We start from the raw sequence: 15,304 nt of genomic DNA on the forward strand, positions 1-15,304 counted from the left end.
GTCCTCGCGGTGCAGATGGGAGGTCAGTCCTCGCGGTGCAGATGACAGGCGACGACATGTCGATCGCCAGCGAGTTCGGGGGCGACCTCGTACATCGGTTCTTTTTTCGCACAGATGCTTTGATCTGCAAACGACTCGGTGAGGAGTGCCTCCGCCTCGTCGAAGCGATCGGCCGCGATGTGGTCGATCGCATCGGTAACGATCCGACCGGCCTCACCGCGGAGGTCGACATCATCGAGGAATCGCGATCGGACTGCCGAGGGCTCTCGTTCCTCGAAGTTCCGGCGTTTGACCGCCCGCTGGAATTCGACGACTCGCCGCCACTCGTCTTCAGCGAGGTCGTACGCCTCCGGCTGGATGAGTTTCTGACACCGGGTTCGGAACCGACAGCCCGATGGCGGATTAATCGGCGAGGGCACGTCCCCTCGAAGAACGGTCCGTCGATCGGTCGCCCGCGGGTCCGGCGCGGGAATCGCGTCGAGTAATGCCTGCGTGTACGGATGTTGGGGATTCTCGAAGAGCTCTTCTTTGTCCGCAAGTTCGACAACCTGCCCGAGGTACATGACCGCGACGCGATCGGAAATGTGCCGGATAACAGAGAGGTCGTGCGCGATGAAGAGGTACGTGAGGTTGAACTCGTCTTGGAGCTCCTGCATCGTGTTCAGTACCTGTGCCTGAATCGAGACGTCGAGCGCGCTCACCGGCTCATCGCAGACGATGAAGTCTGGGTTGACAGACAGCGCGCGAGCGAGGTTGACCCGCTGGCGCTGCCCGCCCGAGAAGGCGTGTGGATAGCGGTTGTAGTGTTGCGGGTCGAGTCCGACCTTCTCTAGGAGCTCTTTGGCCCTGGCTTCTCTGCCTTCCGGGTCGAGCATGCCGTGGGCTTTCATCGGCTCTTCGACGATCGGACCGACCTTCATCCGCGGATCGAGCGAGGATTGAGGATCCTGGAAGATCATTTGCATGTCTTTTCGGGTCCGTCTGAGTTCCTCGCCGTCAAGTTCGGTGAGGTCAGTCCCCTTGAAGTAGATCGATCCGTCCGTGGCATCGAGCAATCGGAGGACAGTCCGTGCGAGCGTCGACTTCCCACAGCCGGACTCGCCGACCAACCCGAGCGTCTCACCCTTGTGGATGTCGAAATTGACGTTCTCGACGGCTTTGACGTACGAAGACTCTCGCCGGACAAACGGGAATTCGCTGTCCATCGTGAGCCCGCCGAGGAGCCCCGAGTCGTTGTTGTAATACTTCCGAAGGTTCTCGACGCGGACGAGCGGGTCGCTCTCACTGGCAGTTCGGCTCATCTGTCACCTCCGTCGGCCTCAGCCTCTGACTCCGTCTGGGTCAATCCTGCGCTGAAACCACCGGTCGCATCGGTCTCAAGCGGTGGGCTGGCGTCGTAGCCGACGTCGAAAACGTCGTACTTCACACAGGCCGCATTGTGTGGTCTGTCGTTCGCTGAGAGGTCTCGTGGCTCGGGATGGACGCGCTGGCAGACCTCACGGGCCTCCGGGCACCGCGAGTGGAACCGACAGCCAGACGGCGGATTGATCGCCTCCGGCATCACCCCCTTGATCGGATCGAGCTCCTCGATCGTCTCATCGGGCCGCGGAATCGAGTTCAAAAGCGCCTGCGTGTAGGGATGTTTGGTGTTGTAAAACAGGTCGTCGACGTGGGCCTGTTCGATGATCTCGCCGAGGTACATCACGTTCACCCGATCGCAGATCTCCGCGACAACGCTCATGTCGTGGGTCACCCAGATGAAGGCGGTGTCGTATTTCTCCTGGAGTTCGGCGACGAGTTCGAGAATCTGCCCCTCGACGGTGACATCGAGTGCGGTCGTCGGCTCGTCGGCAATGATGAGGTCCGGGCGGCAGGCGATCGCCATCGCGATCAACACCCGCTGGCGCATCCCACCAGAGAACTGGTGTGGATACTCATCGTAGCGGTTTTCGGGATCCGGAATACCGACTTCCCTGAGCATGTCGATCGCCTCCTGTTTGGCTTCCTCCGTGGGGAGATCGCGGTTGAGTTCGATGAACTCCCGGAGCTGCCCACCGACGGTGAACACCGGGTTCAACGACTCCATCGGGTCCTGGAAGATGATCGCGATCTCGCGGCCGCGGACCTCCTTTCGCATCTCCTCTTCTGTGAGCATCTCCTCGCTTGGGCGAGGCTCGCCGTCAGGGCCTGCTTCGAGGCCGAACAGCGTCTTTTCTTTGAACGTGATCGTCCCGTCGACGATCTCGCCAGGGCTGTCGACCAACCGGAGGATGCTGCTCGTCGCGACGGACTTGCCCGCGCCGGACTCGCCGACGAGCCCGACGATCTCGCCGGGATAGACGTCGAAGGAGATGCCGTCGACGGCCCGTACGGTTCCGTCTTCGGTGAAAAACTGTGTCTTCAAATTGTCAACGGTGAGTAGCGGTGTAGTCATGGATATCAATGTTAGTTGTTGATCCGTGGATCGAGCGCGTCCTGGAGCCCGTCACCGAGGATGTTGAATCCGATGACGGTAAAGAGAATCGCGAGCCCTGGCCAGATGCTGAACGTTGGTGCCGGCAACATGTACCCCCGAGATTGCGAAAGCATCTGTCCCCACGAGGGAGTCGGCGGTTGTGCGCCGAAGCCGAGGAACGACAGTCCGGCAACGATAAGAATGCTCACACCAACCTGCAGGGTCGCTTGCACCAAAACCGGTGCGAAACTGTTTGGGATGATATGCCGAAGGATGATGTGTCTATCTTTCACCCCCGCTGCCCGGGCGGCCTCAATGTAGTCCTCCTCGCGAATCGAAACGACCCGCGATCGGATCAGGCGGTTGAACACCGGGATAGCCGTGATGCCGACGCCGATCATTGCGAAGGTCAGATTGCGGCCGAAGGCGGTCATGAACGCGATGACCAACACGAGGAAGGGGATCGCGTAGATCGTCTCGGTGAACCGCTGGAGCACGTCGTCGATCCAGCCGCCGTAGAATCCCGAAACCGCGCCGACGAGCGTCCCGCCGACGAGCCCGATCGCCGTCGCCATGAATCCGACCGTCATGGCGACTCGTGTGCCGTAGACAAGTCTGGTGAAGATGTCACGGCCGCGGTGGTCGGTGCCAAGCGGGTGTTCGAGGACGCCCGAGCCGAACTGGTTCTCCATGCCGACCGGGGGCAGGAGTCGGTTGACCTCGTCTGGATCTCGTTCGGGGTCATACATGATCGCTTCGGCGATCGCGTAGTCGAAGATGTAGTAGTCGATCGCCGCAAAGAGTGCGACGAGCGTGATAAAACCGACAATGTAGATCCCGATGAGCGCGGTCGTATCGCGTTTGACCTGACTGAGCGTGTACCGCAGCCCGACACGGGATTTGACCTCGCCGGCACCGGATGCCGCTGTCGTAGTACTGTCCTGGGTGGGCTCAGTATCAGGATCGCCGCCGTGTGGCGTGCTCATGTCTCATCACCATAGGTTACCCGTGGATCGATATATGCGTACGCGATGTCGGTGATGATCACACCGACGACGTACGCCACCCCAAACATGAACGTCGTGCCCATAATCAGCTCGTAGTCCTGGTTGTTTATTGCGGTAATGATCAGCCGACCCATCCCCTGAATCTCGAAGACGGTCTCAGTCAACACTGCCCCGCCGAGCGCGGTCGAGAGTCCGAGGCCGATGATCGTGATCACCGGCAGCTGAGCGACCTGGAAGGCGTGTTTGCGGACGATCGTTGACTCGGGAACGCCATACGCACGGGCGAGTTTAACGTACTCACCCTGCAGGGAGTCGACCATCGCGGACCGCTCGATGCGGGTGATCTGTGCCATCTGGAGCGTGCCGAGGGCGATCATCGGCAAGAACAGGTGGTGTGCGGCGGTCCGAATTACCTGGAACTGTGTCTCGGCGCCGCGGACATCTGCGGGATCAGCCCACGGGAGAACGAGCCCCCGTGCGGGGAACCACCCGAGATAGAACGCGAAGACGATAATCAACACGAGACCGATCCAAAACGACGGCGTCGACACGCCAATGAGAGAGACAATCCGCGAGACGTGGTCTGCAGGTTTGTTACGGCGCTTCGCGGAGATAATTCCGAGCGGGATTGCCGTCGCAATCGCGAAGGCGAACGCCGAGAGCATGAGCAACAGCGTCACCGGTAGCCGAAGCATTATCATCTCGAGCACGGGACGATCGTAGTAGATGCTCAATCCGAGGTTGCCGGCCGCAACGCCTGAGAGGTACGAAAGGTACCGCTCGTGGATCGGACGATCGAGCCCGTACCTCGCCTGAATCGCCTCAACCTGCTCTTGACCGGGGTTTGGCCCCAACATGGTCTGAACGGGATCACCAGGGATCTGGTTCGCGAGGAAGAACGTGATCGTGATGATCCCGATGAGGACGGGAACCGCCTGGACGACCCGCCAGAGTGTGTATCGCGCTAGTCCCATACTATCTTGTGGTGCGTTTGTTCCGCCATGGATATAGTATCTTACGTATAGCTTGTGGCAGCTGCTAATGTTGCCGTATCGACAGCTGTCGGCTGTGTTGCCGGTGCAAACAAAGGTGTGCGGCCTGCGGTGGCGTTATTCCACCGAAACGTTGTTGTGATCGGTGAAGATCTGAACTTCCGTCGAGATTGCGTGTGCGCTGAAGTCCTCGACACGGTTGCTGATGCCGTAGGAGTTGTTCAGGTTGTACGCCGGGATGTGCACGCGGTTTTCGAGCAACGTTGTCGTCGCCTCGATGTAGAGTTCTCTGCGTTCATCGCGGTCCGGAGACTCACGTGCCTGTGTGAGCATCTCGGAGGCCTCGTCGTAGTCGTGGAACGTTCCGTTGGTCACACCTTCTGTCTCCTGGCTGAGCAGTTGGTATGCAAACGTGTCTGGATCCGGCGAACCAGACCATCCAAGCGTGTACATGTTGAAGTCGTCCTCGCTGCCGGTGACGTACAGATCGAGGAACGTCCCCCAGTCGAGCCGCTGGACTTCGACGTTCTCGAAGCCGACGTTCTGTAGGCCGTCACCGATCGAGACACCGATCTGTTCGCGCATGTCGTCCGGCGGAACGATGATCCGCCAGTCGTAATCGAAGTCGACACCTGCTTCATTGAACAGTGATTCGGCCTCATCGAGGTCGCGATCGTGTTCGATCTCGCCCCACTCGTCAAGCGGGAAGTCCCACTCTTCGGCAAGCGTTCGCGGGTACGGGCTGACCTGTCTGAGTCCCGAGGGCTCGACGAAGTTCTCGATCGCCTGGTCCATCGAGAAGCAGTAGTCGACGGCCTCCCGAACCATCGGATCCGCAGTTGGTCCTTCGTTGCAGTTGAACGCGAGGTAGAAGTAGCCGACGCCCGGCTCCTCGTCGATCGAGGCGTTTTCGTTCCCCTCGACAGTCTCGTACAGCTGCGGTGGGATCGTCTCGATAATATCGACGTTGCCGGTTTCGAGTTCGGTAACCCGCGTGGTCTGTTCTTCGATTGGGTCGAACTCGATCGTCGCGATGTTCGGAAGCCCGTTGTCGTCGTCCCAGTAGTCGTCCCAGCGTTCGACCGTTGCAAAGTTCTCAGGCTCCCACTCGACGAGTTGGAAGGGCCCAGAGGTGACCGGGTCCGTATTGTACCCTTCACGGTCTTCCTGGCGGACCGAAGCGTTGACCACGTTGCGGACCAGCGCGACCTCGAAGGCTCCATAGGGGAACTGCAGGTCGACCTGCACCGTGTTCTCGTCGATCGCTTCGGCCGTGTCAATCATGTCGAGCTCGGAGGCGTTTGCGGTCTCTTCTTCGATCGGCGCCATCAGCGTGTGGATGACGTCCTCAGCAGTGACCGGATCGCCGTTTTGGAACATCGCATTCTCCTCAAGCGGGATGATATAGCGAGTGCCGTCGCGCTCAACCGTCGGTGAGTCGGAAGCGATCTGCGGGACGATTCCGAGGGAGTCTGAGAACTCGTAGAGACCGTCGTAGATCTGTCCGGCGATCTGGCCCGACGGAACGTCGTTGAGGACGATCGGGTCCAAGTCGAGGGGGCCTTTGACCTGTGCAAAGTACAGCTCCTGTTGCGGCAGGTCGTCGCCGTTACCGTTGCCGTCGCCATTGCCGTCACCGTTGCCGTTGCCGCCGTTACCGTTACCGCCGTTGCCGTTGCCGTTACCACCGTTACCGTTACCATCGCCGGTACAGCCGGCGAGGAGGATCGAGGAGGATGCAGCCGCTCCAGTCGCGAGGAGTCGGCGTCGAGTAAGTTCGTTGCGCTTGCGTGGCATACTTATCACTTCTGACCAATCTTAATAAACGTTGCGAAGGGTGCCCGATCCCGAAACCAAACACAGGAAGATGTAAACAAACAACTTGTTAATTGGATAATAGATGAACATATCCATATTGTTAAGAGTTATTCATGATAGTAAATTCATATTCATACAGAACACATCGACATTCACACATCGCGGGTGATGGTTGTTCAGCCGATCGACCGGCGTATTCTCCGCCCATCGACCGGCGTGTCCTCCGTCCATCGACCGGCGTGTCCTCCGTCCATCGACCGGCGTGTCCTCCGTCCATCGACCGGCGTATCCTCCGCCCATCGACCGGTGTATCCCACGTGGATCGTCGTCTCAAGACCGTTCGAGTACCCGATCGAGAAATCGCTCCCACTCCTCTGTCAGGCGATCGCGTGCGGTCGCGTCGTCGACCGCCGGGGAACCATCACCGCGTTGGGGGCCGTACGCACCGAACTGTGCGTGTGTCATTCCCTCCACAGTGACGATCGTCGCCTCGGCCGGGAGATTCGATCGGGCCGCACGCTCGGCGTCTGCGTTGATCACCTCATCGTTGCTTCCCTGCACCGACAAGGTTGGAAGCGATCGATTTGAGATGTCGACATCACAGTACGCGGCGTGCAACACCAACCCGTCGAGATCGTCGGTTTCGGCGGCGTAGCGGCAGGCGGCCGCGCCACCGAGAGAGTGACCCCCGACGACCCACTGATCAATTGCGGGATAGTCTGCCCGGACTGAATCAGCCCGATCGACATCGGCGATCGCCAACTCGAGGGGAAACGTCGGGACGACGATCAGGACATCGCGTTCGGCCGCAAGCGGCGCGAGCGTCGGAATGTAGCTCTCGGGATCGACGAGTGCGCCGGGATAGTAGACGATCCCCGTGGTGGCTTCGGTCACCGGTCCGGAGGCGATCGTGTACCCTCGATTGTCGCGTTCGACGACCACGTCGTCACCGGCTTCGACGGCCGTTACCTGCTCGGGATTGGCATCGTAGCTGTAGGCGTCGGCGGCGAGGAGCCCCCCTGCGGCAGCCGCACAGACGAGCACCACAAGCCAAACTGCAATTCGCTCACCGTTCATACAGAAGAATCTCAGCGCAAGGGCGTATCCGTGTCGGTCATTGTGAGGCGATCGAAACGGTCGGAACTGGCCGTTGAACGCATTTTCGCCCCGAGACGGACGGCTTAACCTCATTCGGGACCCAGCGCTCGTATGCTCACGTTTGTCGGATTGGGACTGTACGACGAGCGATCGATCACCGTCGAAGGACAGAAAGCGATCCAGGCGGCCGATCGCGTCTTCGCGGAGTTTTACACCAGTCGACTGGTTGGTGCGACAGTTGCCGACCTTGAGGCTGCACACGGCGTCGACATCGAGGTTCGCGATCGCGCCGGCGTCGAACAGGACCCTGAGCCGATCCTCGCTGCCGCGGCGGAATCGGACGTGGTCTTTCTAACCGCCGGCGATACGATGATTTCGACGACCCACGTCGATCTCCGCATTCGCGCCGAATCGCGCGGGATCGAGACGCGAGTGATCCACGGTGTGACCGCCGAGACGGCCGCAAGCGGGCTCACCGGACTGCAGAACTACCGCTTCGGCAAAGCCGTTACACTTCCGTTTCCGTTCGTCCACGGCGGTGATGACGTGCCACAGAGCGTGGTCGACTCGATAGAGGCCAACCGTGAGCGAGGCCTGCACACGATCGTCTACCTCGATATCAAAGTCGACTACGTCCCTCGGCGGGGCGGTCCCGACGATCATGAGGAGTTCATGACCGCCGACTACGCCGCCGAGTTGCTCGCGGCGGGCTGGGCCGACGAACTAGGGGTGGTTGTCGCACGTGCGGGCAGCCCCGAGCCGGTGGTGGTGGCTGATCGGCTCTCGGCGCTTGCGAAGCGATCGTTCGGTGACCCACTGCACCTGCTCGTGATTCCCGGTGAGATCCACCACGTTGAGGCCGACGCGCTCGCCGCGCTTGCGGACGCGCCGCGATCGCTGCTGCCGGCCGAATGAGAACGCGATTCCTCCCTACTCAGTCCGCCTTTGATTGGGCGATCGCCGGATCGATCCCGACTGGTTCACGCGGGAGATCGAGTGCGGACTGCAGGTCGTGTTCCTCGCCGGTTAGCAGATAGAGGATGTCTTCGGCGACAACGAGCAGCTCAGGCAGCTGGCGGACGACGAGATACGCAATGCCCATGAGTGCGATCACCGCGCCGACCTGGCTGAGAATCCGATCGGAGACAAAAAACGACACCCGATAGGGGTTGCTGTCGCCAAAGAGGAACAGGACAACGTCGGGATACCAGTGCATGAGCTGTCGGCCCGAAACAGTGATGATGAAGATCGTCCGGAGGATGTTGAGCGCGAAGATGATCGGGATCGAGACCGCAAGCGCACGGAGCTTGCGACCGATCGGCGCTCGCACGGCGGCGATCAACCCCGAAAAGATTGCCATGCTCCCAATGCCGGTACACGCAAGCACGACTGAAATCCGGTACCGATAGCCGTCTGGGGTGCCGTCGTCGATCACCCACAGAAAGCCGGCCTGGTAGCCTTCGATGCTCTCGGTGAACTCAGGCGAGTAGCCGAGTGCAGAAATGCCGACAGCGGTGAGCTGGGCGACAAACTCGATAAGCACCTGTCGCGGTTCGGGGATGTACACGCCGGCGATCGTCATCGCCGGAATTGTCTCGAATGGGAGGTAGATGAGCCCCATCACGCCGATCGCCCGCGAGAGGATAAACAGCGTATCGCGGCCGTCATACAGTTGTTTGGCGGCATATAGACACATTGGTAGGGCGATCAAACTGAGAAAACCTTCTACGTAGCTTTGGTGTTCGAACGCAAAATACGGAAAGACGTTGAGCCAAAACAGCCCGAAGACGGTGAAGCCAGCGATCGACGTATAGCGGGCGGTATCAAGGCTGCCGTTCGATCGATGCGCACGCCACTCGAAGAGTCCGGCCGCAAGGAAGAGGCCGGTCGCCGTCCAGATCATCGCGTTCGCGAGCGTGCCGAAGGCAAATACTTCGCTCGCGAGCCACTCGATCGGCGTCATTGATAGTGTGGTGGCGATCGATCGATAAATCCCTTGTCGTTGCGGGCGCGGTTCACACAGAACCGCCAGCGGATAGCGTCCGATTGGGCCGTCTCCGAGCCAAGGTAGCTGACTGAGAACGTGTCAGTCTCCGCGCTATCGGGCGATCGATTAGCACCGGTATGTGATTGCAACGTGGATACGGAGACTCTGCGAGAGTGAGTGTCTGCGAGGACATCTTGTGATGTTTGTCGTCAGGAGGGTCCCAGACTGGCTGTAGTCGTCTCCCGGATCGATCGACCAGCGGACATCGATCGATCAGGAACTCCTACAGTAAGCAGTATCAAGCACTGGGGACAGTCAAAACGGGCACTGTTGCGTTCCGGATGACTCGCTCGGCCGTGCTCCCGAGCAGGTCACCGGCGACTTCTTGCTGACTCCGTTTGCCTAACACTATCGCGTCAGTCCCAATTTCGTCCGCGTACGAGACGATATGCTGTCGTGGGACGCCTTGTTTAATCGTCGTTACGCAGTCGATGTCGGCCCGCTCCGCTAGGTGTTCGGTGTTGGATACCGCATTCTCAGCTTGTGTCTGTGCGTTTGGATCGTCGTCGTCGAACTTCTGGGCTTTGCCCGATCGCGTGTGCATCGGGAGTTTCTCGACGATCGACAGTGCATGAAGTGTCCCGCCATCAGCGGTGATTTCGACGGCCTCTTGAGCCGCAGTGTACGATTCCTCGCCGCTGTCAACCGCAACGAGTACTGTTTCGTACATCGATTTGATATATGTAACTATCAATAATAAAATATAGGGGCAAATCGACGGTGGAGTGTTTTCGGCACTCGAACTCGTCTCCGTTGCGGTTGTCCTCATGAGTGAACCCACACTCGCCGTGACTGCACCGCTGACTCGTGTACGCTGGAGTCACGTCATCCACGTCGATACCGCACTCTTCGGCTTTGTATTCGACGTGGCGTTGGAGTTCGCGGAACGCCCACTGCTGGAACTTACTGGCGTTCGAGATGCGCGTTCTGATATGTTTCAGGTTCTCGAACGCAATCGCCGTACAGTCGTTCTCAACGGCTTCTCGAACTAATTGGCGTGAAATAAGGTTGGGCTGTGAGTCGGAAGGCCGTGCGATCAGTTTCCTGGGTCAGTATTCCTCAACGTCGACAATTTTCTTTGTCTCCTCGTGGGTGAGATCCCCGTCGGCAGAAACAACCGGCGCGTCCAGTTCACGGCCGACCGCTGCGATCAGTGCGTCGAGACCGTCCAGATATGGCCCGCCTGGGCCGACCTCGTCTGCGATCTCTCCCGCCGTCACCGCCGTCTTCTCGTCCACCTCGTACGTTTCTCCCCACGAGAGGTCAGCGCGGGCACCGGCAACATCGCCATTCGGAAGGTTTCCTTCACCGACGAGTGCTTCGGCGTAGGCCGGGACAGGCATCACCCAACGTTCGTTCTCGGCCCCACTCGCCTCGTAAAACTCCTTCGTCGCGTCGACACCGTCCAGATAGTCGATGAGAAACGTCGCGTCGAGGACCTTCATATGGTGTCCTCAGTCCGCTCTCGCATCCGCTGCTTCCGTTTCTTTTTCGACTTCCGACGCGCCTCACGGACACGATCGGCCTCCTCGTCCGACCAGCGGCCGAAGCCGTCATAGAAGTCGCCGACGTGTTCCTCGTCGAGGACGCGTTCTAACACGTCGTTGTAGCTCTCACCCTCACGCCGGAGCCGGTTGAGTTCCCGCTTCACCCGATCGCTCACCCGAATCTGCTTATCAGCAGTCGCCATCGTTACGTCAACGTTGGCGTTGACACGGCTTAGTCGTTGGGTGTGGTTAGTGAACCGCTCAGAGCGTCTGGATGCGTAATAAAATAAAAAACGCCCCGCCGGCACGAGGCCGACGAGGCGTGAAAGGGGATCAGTAGGGTGTCCCGGACGGGACAGTGTTACTGATTAGTTGTTACGGCGGGCTGCGAGCATCGCAGCGCCGATGAGCGCGACAATGACACCGAAGCCGGGCACGCCGCCCTCGTCGTTGGTCTCATCGTCGTCGCCATCGTCTTCAGCGCCGTCGTCATCATCAGCGAGTTCTGGCTCTTCGACAGTCAAGCGTCGTTCGTACCGATGATACAAATACGATCGCGTACGAACGAGTAGTATGGAGCACGTATCGGAAATCAAAGAACGGCTTCGGCAACTCAAGCCGAGATTAGAAGACTCGTATGGAGTCGACGAACTTGCCGTGTTTGGATCGTGCGCGCGAAACGAAGCAACCGAGGACAGCGATATCGACATTCTTGTTTCATTTTCGGAGCCGATCGGGTTGTTTGATCTGATGCGACTCGAAGACGAGATTGCCACAGCACTTGGGCGTGACGTCGATCTGGTGACAGATGGATCGTTGAAGCCACGCATCGGCGAGCGTATTGCCGACGATCTTGTCTATGTATGAGTGACACGGTCGCCCTTGATTAGGTCGAGGATATGGCCGAGGCGACAGAAAAGATCAAACGATTTACCCACGGAATGTTTTACGGACAGTTTCAACAGGACGAAAAAACAGTTGATGCGGTGCTTCGGAATTTTGAGGTGATCGGAGAAGCCGCAAAGAACGTTCCAGAGGAGATCCGTTCACGACACCCAGAGTTGCCGTGGCGGGAAATGGCAGGGATGCGTGACAAATTGATACACGGCTATTCGACCATTGATCTTGCGATCATCTGGACAACGATCCAAGAGGACATTCCACCGCTACAGGAGCAGCTGGTTCGGCTGCGGGATGATCTCAAATCGTAGGCACGGCGCGTCGATCGACACGCTGTTGCAGAGTCGAGAGTAGTGAATACTCCTTATTTTCACAGCGCAATTGCTCGCAATCAGCGATCGGTTACCTTCGATCGGCACGAGCGATCGATAAAATAAAAAACGCCCCGCCGGCACGAGGCCGACGAGGCGTGAAAGGGGATCAGTAGGGTGTCCCGGAAGGGACAGTGTTACTGATTAGTTGTTACGGCGGGCTGCGAGCATCGCGGCACCGATGAGCGCGATGAGTGCGACAATGACACCGAAGCCGGGCACGCCGCCCTCGTCGTCGGTCTCACCGTCGTCGCCATCGTCGTCGGCCTCGTCATCGTCGGCCTCGTCATCGTCGGCCTCGTCATCGTCGGCCTCGTCATCGTCGGCCTCGTCGTCAGCCTCGTCGTCAGCCTCGTCGTCTTCGGACACTTCTTCGACAGTCAGCGTTGCCGTCTGCTCACTGTCGTCCGTGAAGACGCCGTGCTCGTAGTCACCGGGTTCGAGGTCGCTCGTGTCGATGTCCGAGAAGGTGACAGTCGTGTCCTCGCCACCGTCGAGGGTAACCTCTTCGGAGCCGAGTTCGTTGCCGTCAACCTGGAACGTGACATCTTGCGTCGCTTCCTCGTCGCCAGTGTTCTCGATCGTTGCGGAGACCTCGATCACGTCACCCTGCTCGACGGAAACGTCGGCTGGGTCGAGATCGGAGACCTCGAAGGCTGCGGGAGCAGCCTCTTCGACGACGAGACCATCGGCGCTTGCACTGAATGCAGCGCGACGGACATCAACGTCGAAGGTGTCGCCGCTTGCTGTGCCATTGAAGTCATCGAACGAAGTCTCGAAGGTGCCGTCCGGCTGGACAACAACTTCGTTGTTCGTCGTGATGAAGCTCGAACTGGCCTCATCGCTGCGGATACGGACATCGAGTTCCGTGCCCGGTGCGATGTTGGTCGATCCGCTGATAGCCTGGTCCTCTGCGGGGAGGACGCTTACGACGTCATCGCCATCGACCTCGGTAGTGTTGAATTCACCCTCTGCGTCTTCGACGGTGAACTCGCTATCTGCGACTTCGTAGGCGTCTACAACATCTTCTTCCGAATCGAAGGCGCTGCCAGAGCCGCGGAGGAGCCGCTCATCCTGAACAGCGAACTCAACAGTGTATTCGTCGCCGTCTTCGAGCACGTCAGAGCCAACCTGCGAGTTCAGCTCGTTCTGGTCAAGTGCCACGTAGAAGACGCCGTCTTCGTCATCGTAGATGACGGTAAATGCTTCGTTGAATTCAGTCTGAGTGAGTTCAGCACTAACGTTTAGCGTTTTTGGATCCTCATTACGGTCTGGGTTCTGTTGTTCAAGATACAGCGAGACTGGGTCCACACTACTATCTTGAGCATCAGCGTTGCTGGAGCCGTTCAAGAGTGCGTACAGAGCATCTCCTGCATCGTCCTCATCAGTGCTATCGACAGCACCGGAGAGTCCAGGTGCCGTAACCTGGTGGATCAACACATCACTGCGATCGTTGTCAGTATCGAGCGCAACCGAGTCGGTCTCGGTAATCACGTCGTTTTCGATCGCACCGCTGATGACTTCGAGTTCGTCCTCGTCGTCATCATCAGCTGCATCGACGACATCTTCAAGTGCCGCAGGGCTTGTTCTCCAGAGTTGCATCTCAGGTTCGGACCGTTCGGTGATAACGAAGGATGCCACGTCGTCTGGATCCTCAGACGCCGTAGTTGCGTCCGTACTTGCAGAGGAGGCAACCTCGTAGTCACCAGAGTCTAGCATCCGGCTGTCTGAATTAAAGAATTGTTCTTCGTCTGCGTTGTTGAGTGTTGCGGTATCATCATCACCCGCGGCCGTGACAACATCGCCATCGTCAAGACCAGCGAGGTAGGTGTTGAACAGGACTGTCACCTCACCGTCATCGTCACCATCCTCAACGGAGATGTTGGCTTGGTATCCATCGTCCTCAGCGTTACCGATGAGGAGTGTTCCGTCGCTCGTTGCGTCGTCGAACTCAACAGTAAACTCGACAACGTCACCTTGAACAGCCTCGTAGCTGCCTGCGTCGAGTTCAGCTTCACCGTCACCTGCTTCGGTGACATTGACAGTGTCAGAAGTGACACTCACACCGGAGCTGAGGTCAGTTACCTCAACATCGTACGTTCCTGCTTCGAGATCGCCGAGATCGAAGTCGTACTCAGCGTTGCCGCCGAGGTCGCCTTCGTCTTCAGCAACTACGTCGTCATCCTCGTCAATCACTTCAACGAGGACGTCACGGTCGGACGAACTGGCGGAGGCAGTACCGGTGAGGTTTTCTGCGTCAGTTATTTCTGTGTCGTCCAGTTCGACATCAAGACCGAGATCACGAATCGTGAAGTTAGCAACTTCGGAGTTGTCATCCTGGTTTGTAACCTCATATTCTTCAGTCTCTCGATCGGACGTGTCAAACGGAATGACGCTGCTGTTGGATCCCGTAGATCGTTGCGCGAAATCACTGTCGCTCTCAAGATCGACGGAGAGATCCTGCGAGCCGCTCGTGATCGCTACCGTACTACCCTGGTAGACGGCACTAAGATCGTCTCCAGAGCTAATGTCTAGTGTCTCTCCCGCATAGATGACATCTTCCTCTAGGACCTCGTCGGACCCAATAAACAGCGTGACGCTATCCACACGTGGATAGACTTCACCAGTGTCGACGACGTACTGGCCGTCATCTTGCGCGACATTACTGCTATCAAAGTCAAGTTCAATGTCATCTTGTCCACCAACAGAGATGTTGATCGTATCAACATCATCAATGAGAGAGTCGTTATTCGTGGAGATCTCAATCACAGCATCTCCAGAGGAATTCTCATAGTGGACAGGAGTCTCGTTTACCGTTACCTCATCGCTCTGAGCTGCAACCGAGCCTGTAAAGGCCATCGGTACAGCCAGCATGGATAAGACCATCAACGCAGCAAGGAACACTGCACGTCCCTTGGTGCGATAGTCTGTATTATTTCCTGTCATAGTTTGTGTTTGTTCTATTGTTGCCTGACGCCTCGCAGCCGACAACGGCACCTGCCCTCGATCGCCGATCGATCGAGAACCGATCACCGCAATGCCAGCTACACGGTTTGACATCAAGCGTGCACTTCCAACATACAGTGACATTGGTAAATACTTTGTGTAGCTGTTCGTGCATGTCAAAAC

Annotated in this window: 15 protein-coding genes and 1 pseudogene; 3 read left to right on the forward strand and 13 right to left on the reverse strand. The window is 58.4% G+C overall.

The annotated features are described in order from the left end of the window. Nucleotides 1–23: 23 nt before the first annotated feature. The 6 genes from E5K03_RS04790 to E5K03_RS04815 form a co-directional block, all read right to left on the reverse strand. Nucleotides 24–1,301, reverse strand: coding sequence for an ABC transporter ATP-binding protein (locus E5K03_RS04790; RefSeq protein WP_138005220.1), 1,278 nt, complete (start codon nt 1,299–1,301; stop codon nt 24–26). Further along, the gene (locus E5K03_RS04795) at nt 1,298–2,434 is read right to left on the reverse strand and encodes an ABC transporter ATP-binding protein (RefSeq protein WP_138005221.1); all 1,137 of its coding nucleotides are present in this window, start codon (nt 2,432–2,434) and stop codon (nt 1,298–1,300) included. Before E5K03_RS04795 ends, E5K03_RS04790 begins: the two co-directional genes overlap by 4 nt. A gap of 11 nt (nt 2,435–2,445) precedes the next feature. Next, a complete protein-coding gene (locus tag E5K03_RS04800; protein WP_138005222.1) occupies nt 2,446–3,441 on the reverse strand; it encodes an ABC transporter permease in 996 nt (331 codons plus the stop codon). Beyond that, entirely contained in the window at nt 3,438–4,436 is a 999-nt protein-coding gene (locus E5K03_RS04805) for an ABC transporter permease (RefSeq protein WP_170967571.1), read from the reverse strand. Before E5K03_RS04805 ends, E5K03_RS04800 begins: the two co-directional genes overlap by 4 nt. A gap of 135 nt (nt 4,437–4,571) precedes the next feature. Then, on the reverse strand, nt 4,572–6,251 hold the full coding sequence (locus tag E5K03_RS04810; RefSeq protein WP_138005223.1) for an ABC transporter substrate-binding protein: 1,680 nt from the start codon (nt 6,249–6,251) through the stop codon (nt 4,572–4,574). A gap of 351 nt (nt 6,252–6,602) precedes the next feature. Beyond that, complete coding sequence (locus tag E5K03_RS04815; RefSeq protein WP_138005224.1) at nt 6,603–7,349, reverse strand: alpha/beta hydrolase; 747 nt, start codon at nt 7,347–7,349, stop codon at nt 6,603–6,605. A 132-nt stretch (nt 7,350–7,481) separates the two neighbouring features. Between E5K03_RS04815 and dph5 the strand changes: the two genes are divergently transcribed. Next, nucleotides 7,482–8,285 (forward strand): diphthine synthase, encoded by an 804-nt coding sequence (gene dph5 / locus E5K03_RS04820; RefSeq protein ID WP_138005225.1) that lies wholly within the window; start codon nt 7,482–7,484, stop codon nt 8,283–8,285. A 19-nt stretch (nt 8,286–8,304) separates the two neighbouring features. Here dph5 and artA read toward each other — a convergent pair whose 3' ends face one another. From artA to E5K03_RS17095, 6 genes and pseudogenes are all read right to left on the reverse strand, one after another. Further along, nucleotides 8,305–9,273, reverse strand: a complete 969-nt coding sequence (artA, locus tag E5K03_RS04825) for an archaeosortase A (RefSeq protein ID WP_394343962.1) — start codon at nt 9,271–9,273, stop codon at nt 8,305–8,307. A 382-nt stretch (nt 9,274–9,655) separates the two neighbouring features. Further along, nucleotides 9,656–10,087, reverse strand: a complete 432-nt coding sequence (locus E5K03_RS04830; protein ID WP_171006591.1) for a universal stress protein — start codon at nt 10,085–10,087, stop codon at nt 9,656–9,658. A gap of 58 nt (nt 10,088–10,145) precedes the next feature. Then, nucleotides 10,146–10,409, reverse strand: a pseudogene (locus E5K03_RS04835) (IS200/IS605 family accessory protein TnpB-related protein); the annotation flags it as partial. A gap of 57 nt (nt 10,410–10,466) precedes the next feature. Beyond that, nucleotides 10,467–10,862, reverse strand: a complete 396-nt coding sequence (locus tag E5K03_RS04840; RefSeq protein ID WP_138005228.1) for a PIN domain-containing protein — start codon at nt 10,860–10,862, stop codon at nt 10,467–10,469. Further along, the gene (locus E5K03_RS04845) at nt 10,859–11,107 is read right to left on the reverse strand and encodes an antitoxin VapB family protein (protein ID WP_138005229.1); all 249 of its coding nucleotides are present in this window, start codon (nt 11,105–11,107) and stop codon (nt 10,859–10,861) included. Before E5K03_RS04845 ends, E5K03_RS04840 begins: the two co-directional genes overlap by 4 nt. Before the next feature lie 165 nt (nt 11,108–11,272). Next, complete coding sequence (locus E5K03_RS17095) at nt 11,273–11,428, reverse strand: hypothetical protein (protein ID WP_171006592.1); 156 nt, start codon at nt 11,426–11,428, stop codon at nt 11,273–11,275. A 49-nt stretch (nt 11,429–11,477) separates the two neighbouring features. Here E5K03_RS17095 and E5K03_RS04850 point away from each other — a divergent pair, with 49 nt between their 5' ends. Next, the gene (locus E5K03_RS04850) at nt 11,478–11,771 is read left to right on the forward strand and encodes a nucleotidyltransferase family protein (RefSeq protein ID WP_138005230.1); all 294 of its coding nucleotides are present in this window, start codon (nt 11,478–11,480) and stop codon (nt 11,769–11,771) included. A 32-nt stretch (nt 11,772–11,803) separates the two neighbouring features. Next, nucleotides 11,804–12,115: a HepT-like ribonuclease domain-containing protein gene (locus E5K03_RS04855; RefSeq protein ID WP_205742952.1), complete on the forward strand. Its 312-nt coding sequence runs from the start codon at nt 11,804–11,806 to the stop codon at nt 12,113–12,115. 204 nt (nt 12,116–12,319) lie between these two features. Here the strand turns inward: E5K03_RS04855 and E5K03_RS04860 are convergent, their stop codons facing one another. Further along, complete coding sequence (locus tag E5K03_RS04860; RefSeq protein ID WP_171006593.1) at nt 12,320–15,235, reverse strand: DUF7827 domain-containing protein; 2,916 nt, start codon at nt 15,233–15,235, stop codon at nt 12,320–12,322. Nucleotides 15,236–15,304 lie beyond the last annotated feature (69 nt).

It is taken from the genome of Halalkalirubrum salinum, assembly GCF_005543295.1.
Lineage (GTDB): Archaea > Halobacteriota > Halobacteria > Halobacteriales > Haloferacaceae > Halalkalirubrum > Halalkalirubrum salinum.

What these genes read in the sequence shown, in the direction of transcription:
- E5K03_RS04790 (WP_138005220.1), bottom strand. Translation starts at nt 1,301, where the DNA reads ATGAGCCGAACTGCCAGTGAGAGCGACCCGCTCGTCCGCGTCGAGAAC.
- E5K03_RS04795 (WP_138005221.1), bottom strand. Translation starts at nt 2,434, where the DNA reads ATGACTACACCGCTACTCACCGTTGACAATTTGAAGACACAGTTTTTC.
- E5K03_RS04800 (WP_138005222.1), bottom strand. Translation starts at nt 3,441, where the DNA reads ATGAGCACGCCACACGGCGGCGATCCTGATACTGAGCCCACCCAGGAC.
- E5K03_RS04805 (WP_170967571.1), bottom strand. Translation starts at nt 4,436, where the DNA reads ATGGGACTAGCGCGATACACACTCTGGCGGGTCGTCCAGGCGGTTCCC.
- E5K03_RS04810 (WP_138005223.1), bottom strand. Translation starts at nt 6,251, where the DNA reads ATGCCACGCAAGCGCAACGAACTTACTCGACGCCGACTCCTCGCGACT.
- E5K03_RS04815 (WP_138005224.1), bottom strand. Translation starts at nt 7,349, where the DNA reads ATGAACGGTGAGCGAATTGCAGTTTGGCTTGTGGTGCTCGTCTGTGCG.
- dph5 (WP_138005225.1), top strand. Translation starts at nt 7,482, where the DNA reads ATGCTCACGTTTGTCGGATTGGGACTGTACGACGAGCGATCGATCACC.
- artA (WP_394343962.1), bottom strand. Translation starts at nt 9,273, where the DNA reads ATGATCTGGACGGCGACCGGCCTCTTCCTTGCGGCCGGACTCTTCGAG.
- E5K03_RS04830 (WP_171006591.1), bottom strand. Translation starts at nt 10,087, where the DNA reads ATGTACGAAACAGTACTCGTTGCGGTTGACAGCGGCGAGGAATCGTAC.
- E5K03_RS04840 (WP_138005228.1), bottom strand. Translation starts at nt 10,862, where the DNA reads ATGAAGGTCCTCGACGCGACGTTTCTCATCGACTATCTGGACGGTGTC.
- E5K03_RS04845 (WP_138005229.1), bottom strand. Translation starts at nt 11,107, where the DNA reads ATGGCGACTGCTGATAAGCAGATTCGGGTGAGCGATCGGGTGAAGCGG.
- E5K03_RS04850 (WP_138005230.1), top strand. Translation starts at nt 11,478, where the DNA reads ATGGAGCACGTATCGGAAATCAAAGAACGGCTTCGGCAACTCAAGCCG.
- E5K03_RS04855 (WP_205742952.1), top strand. Translation starts at nt 11,804, where the DNA reads ATGGCCGAGGCGACAGAAAAGATCAAACGATTTACCCACGGAATGTTT.
- E5K03_RS04860 (WP_171006593.1), bottom strand. Translation starts at nt 15,235, where the DNA reads ATGTCAAACCGTGTAGCTGGCATTGCGGTGATCGGTTCTCGATCGATC.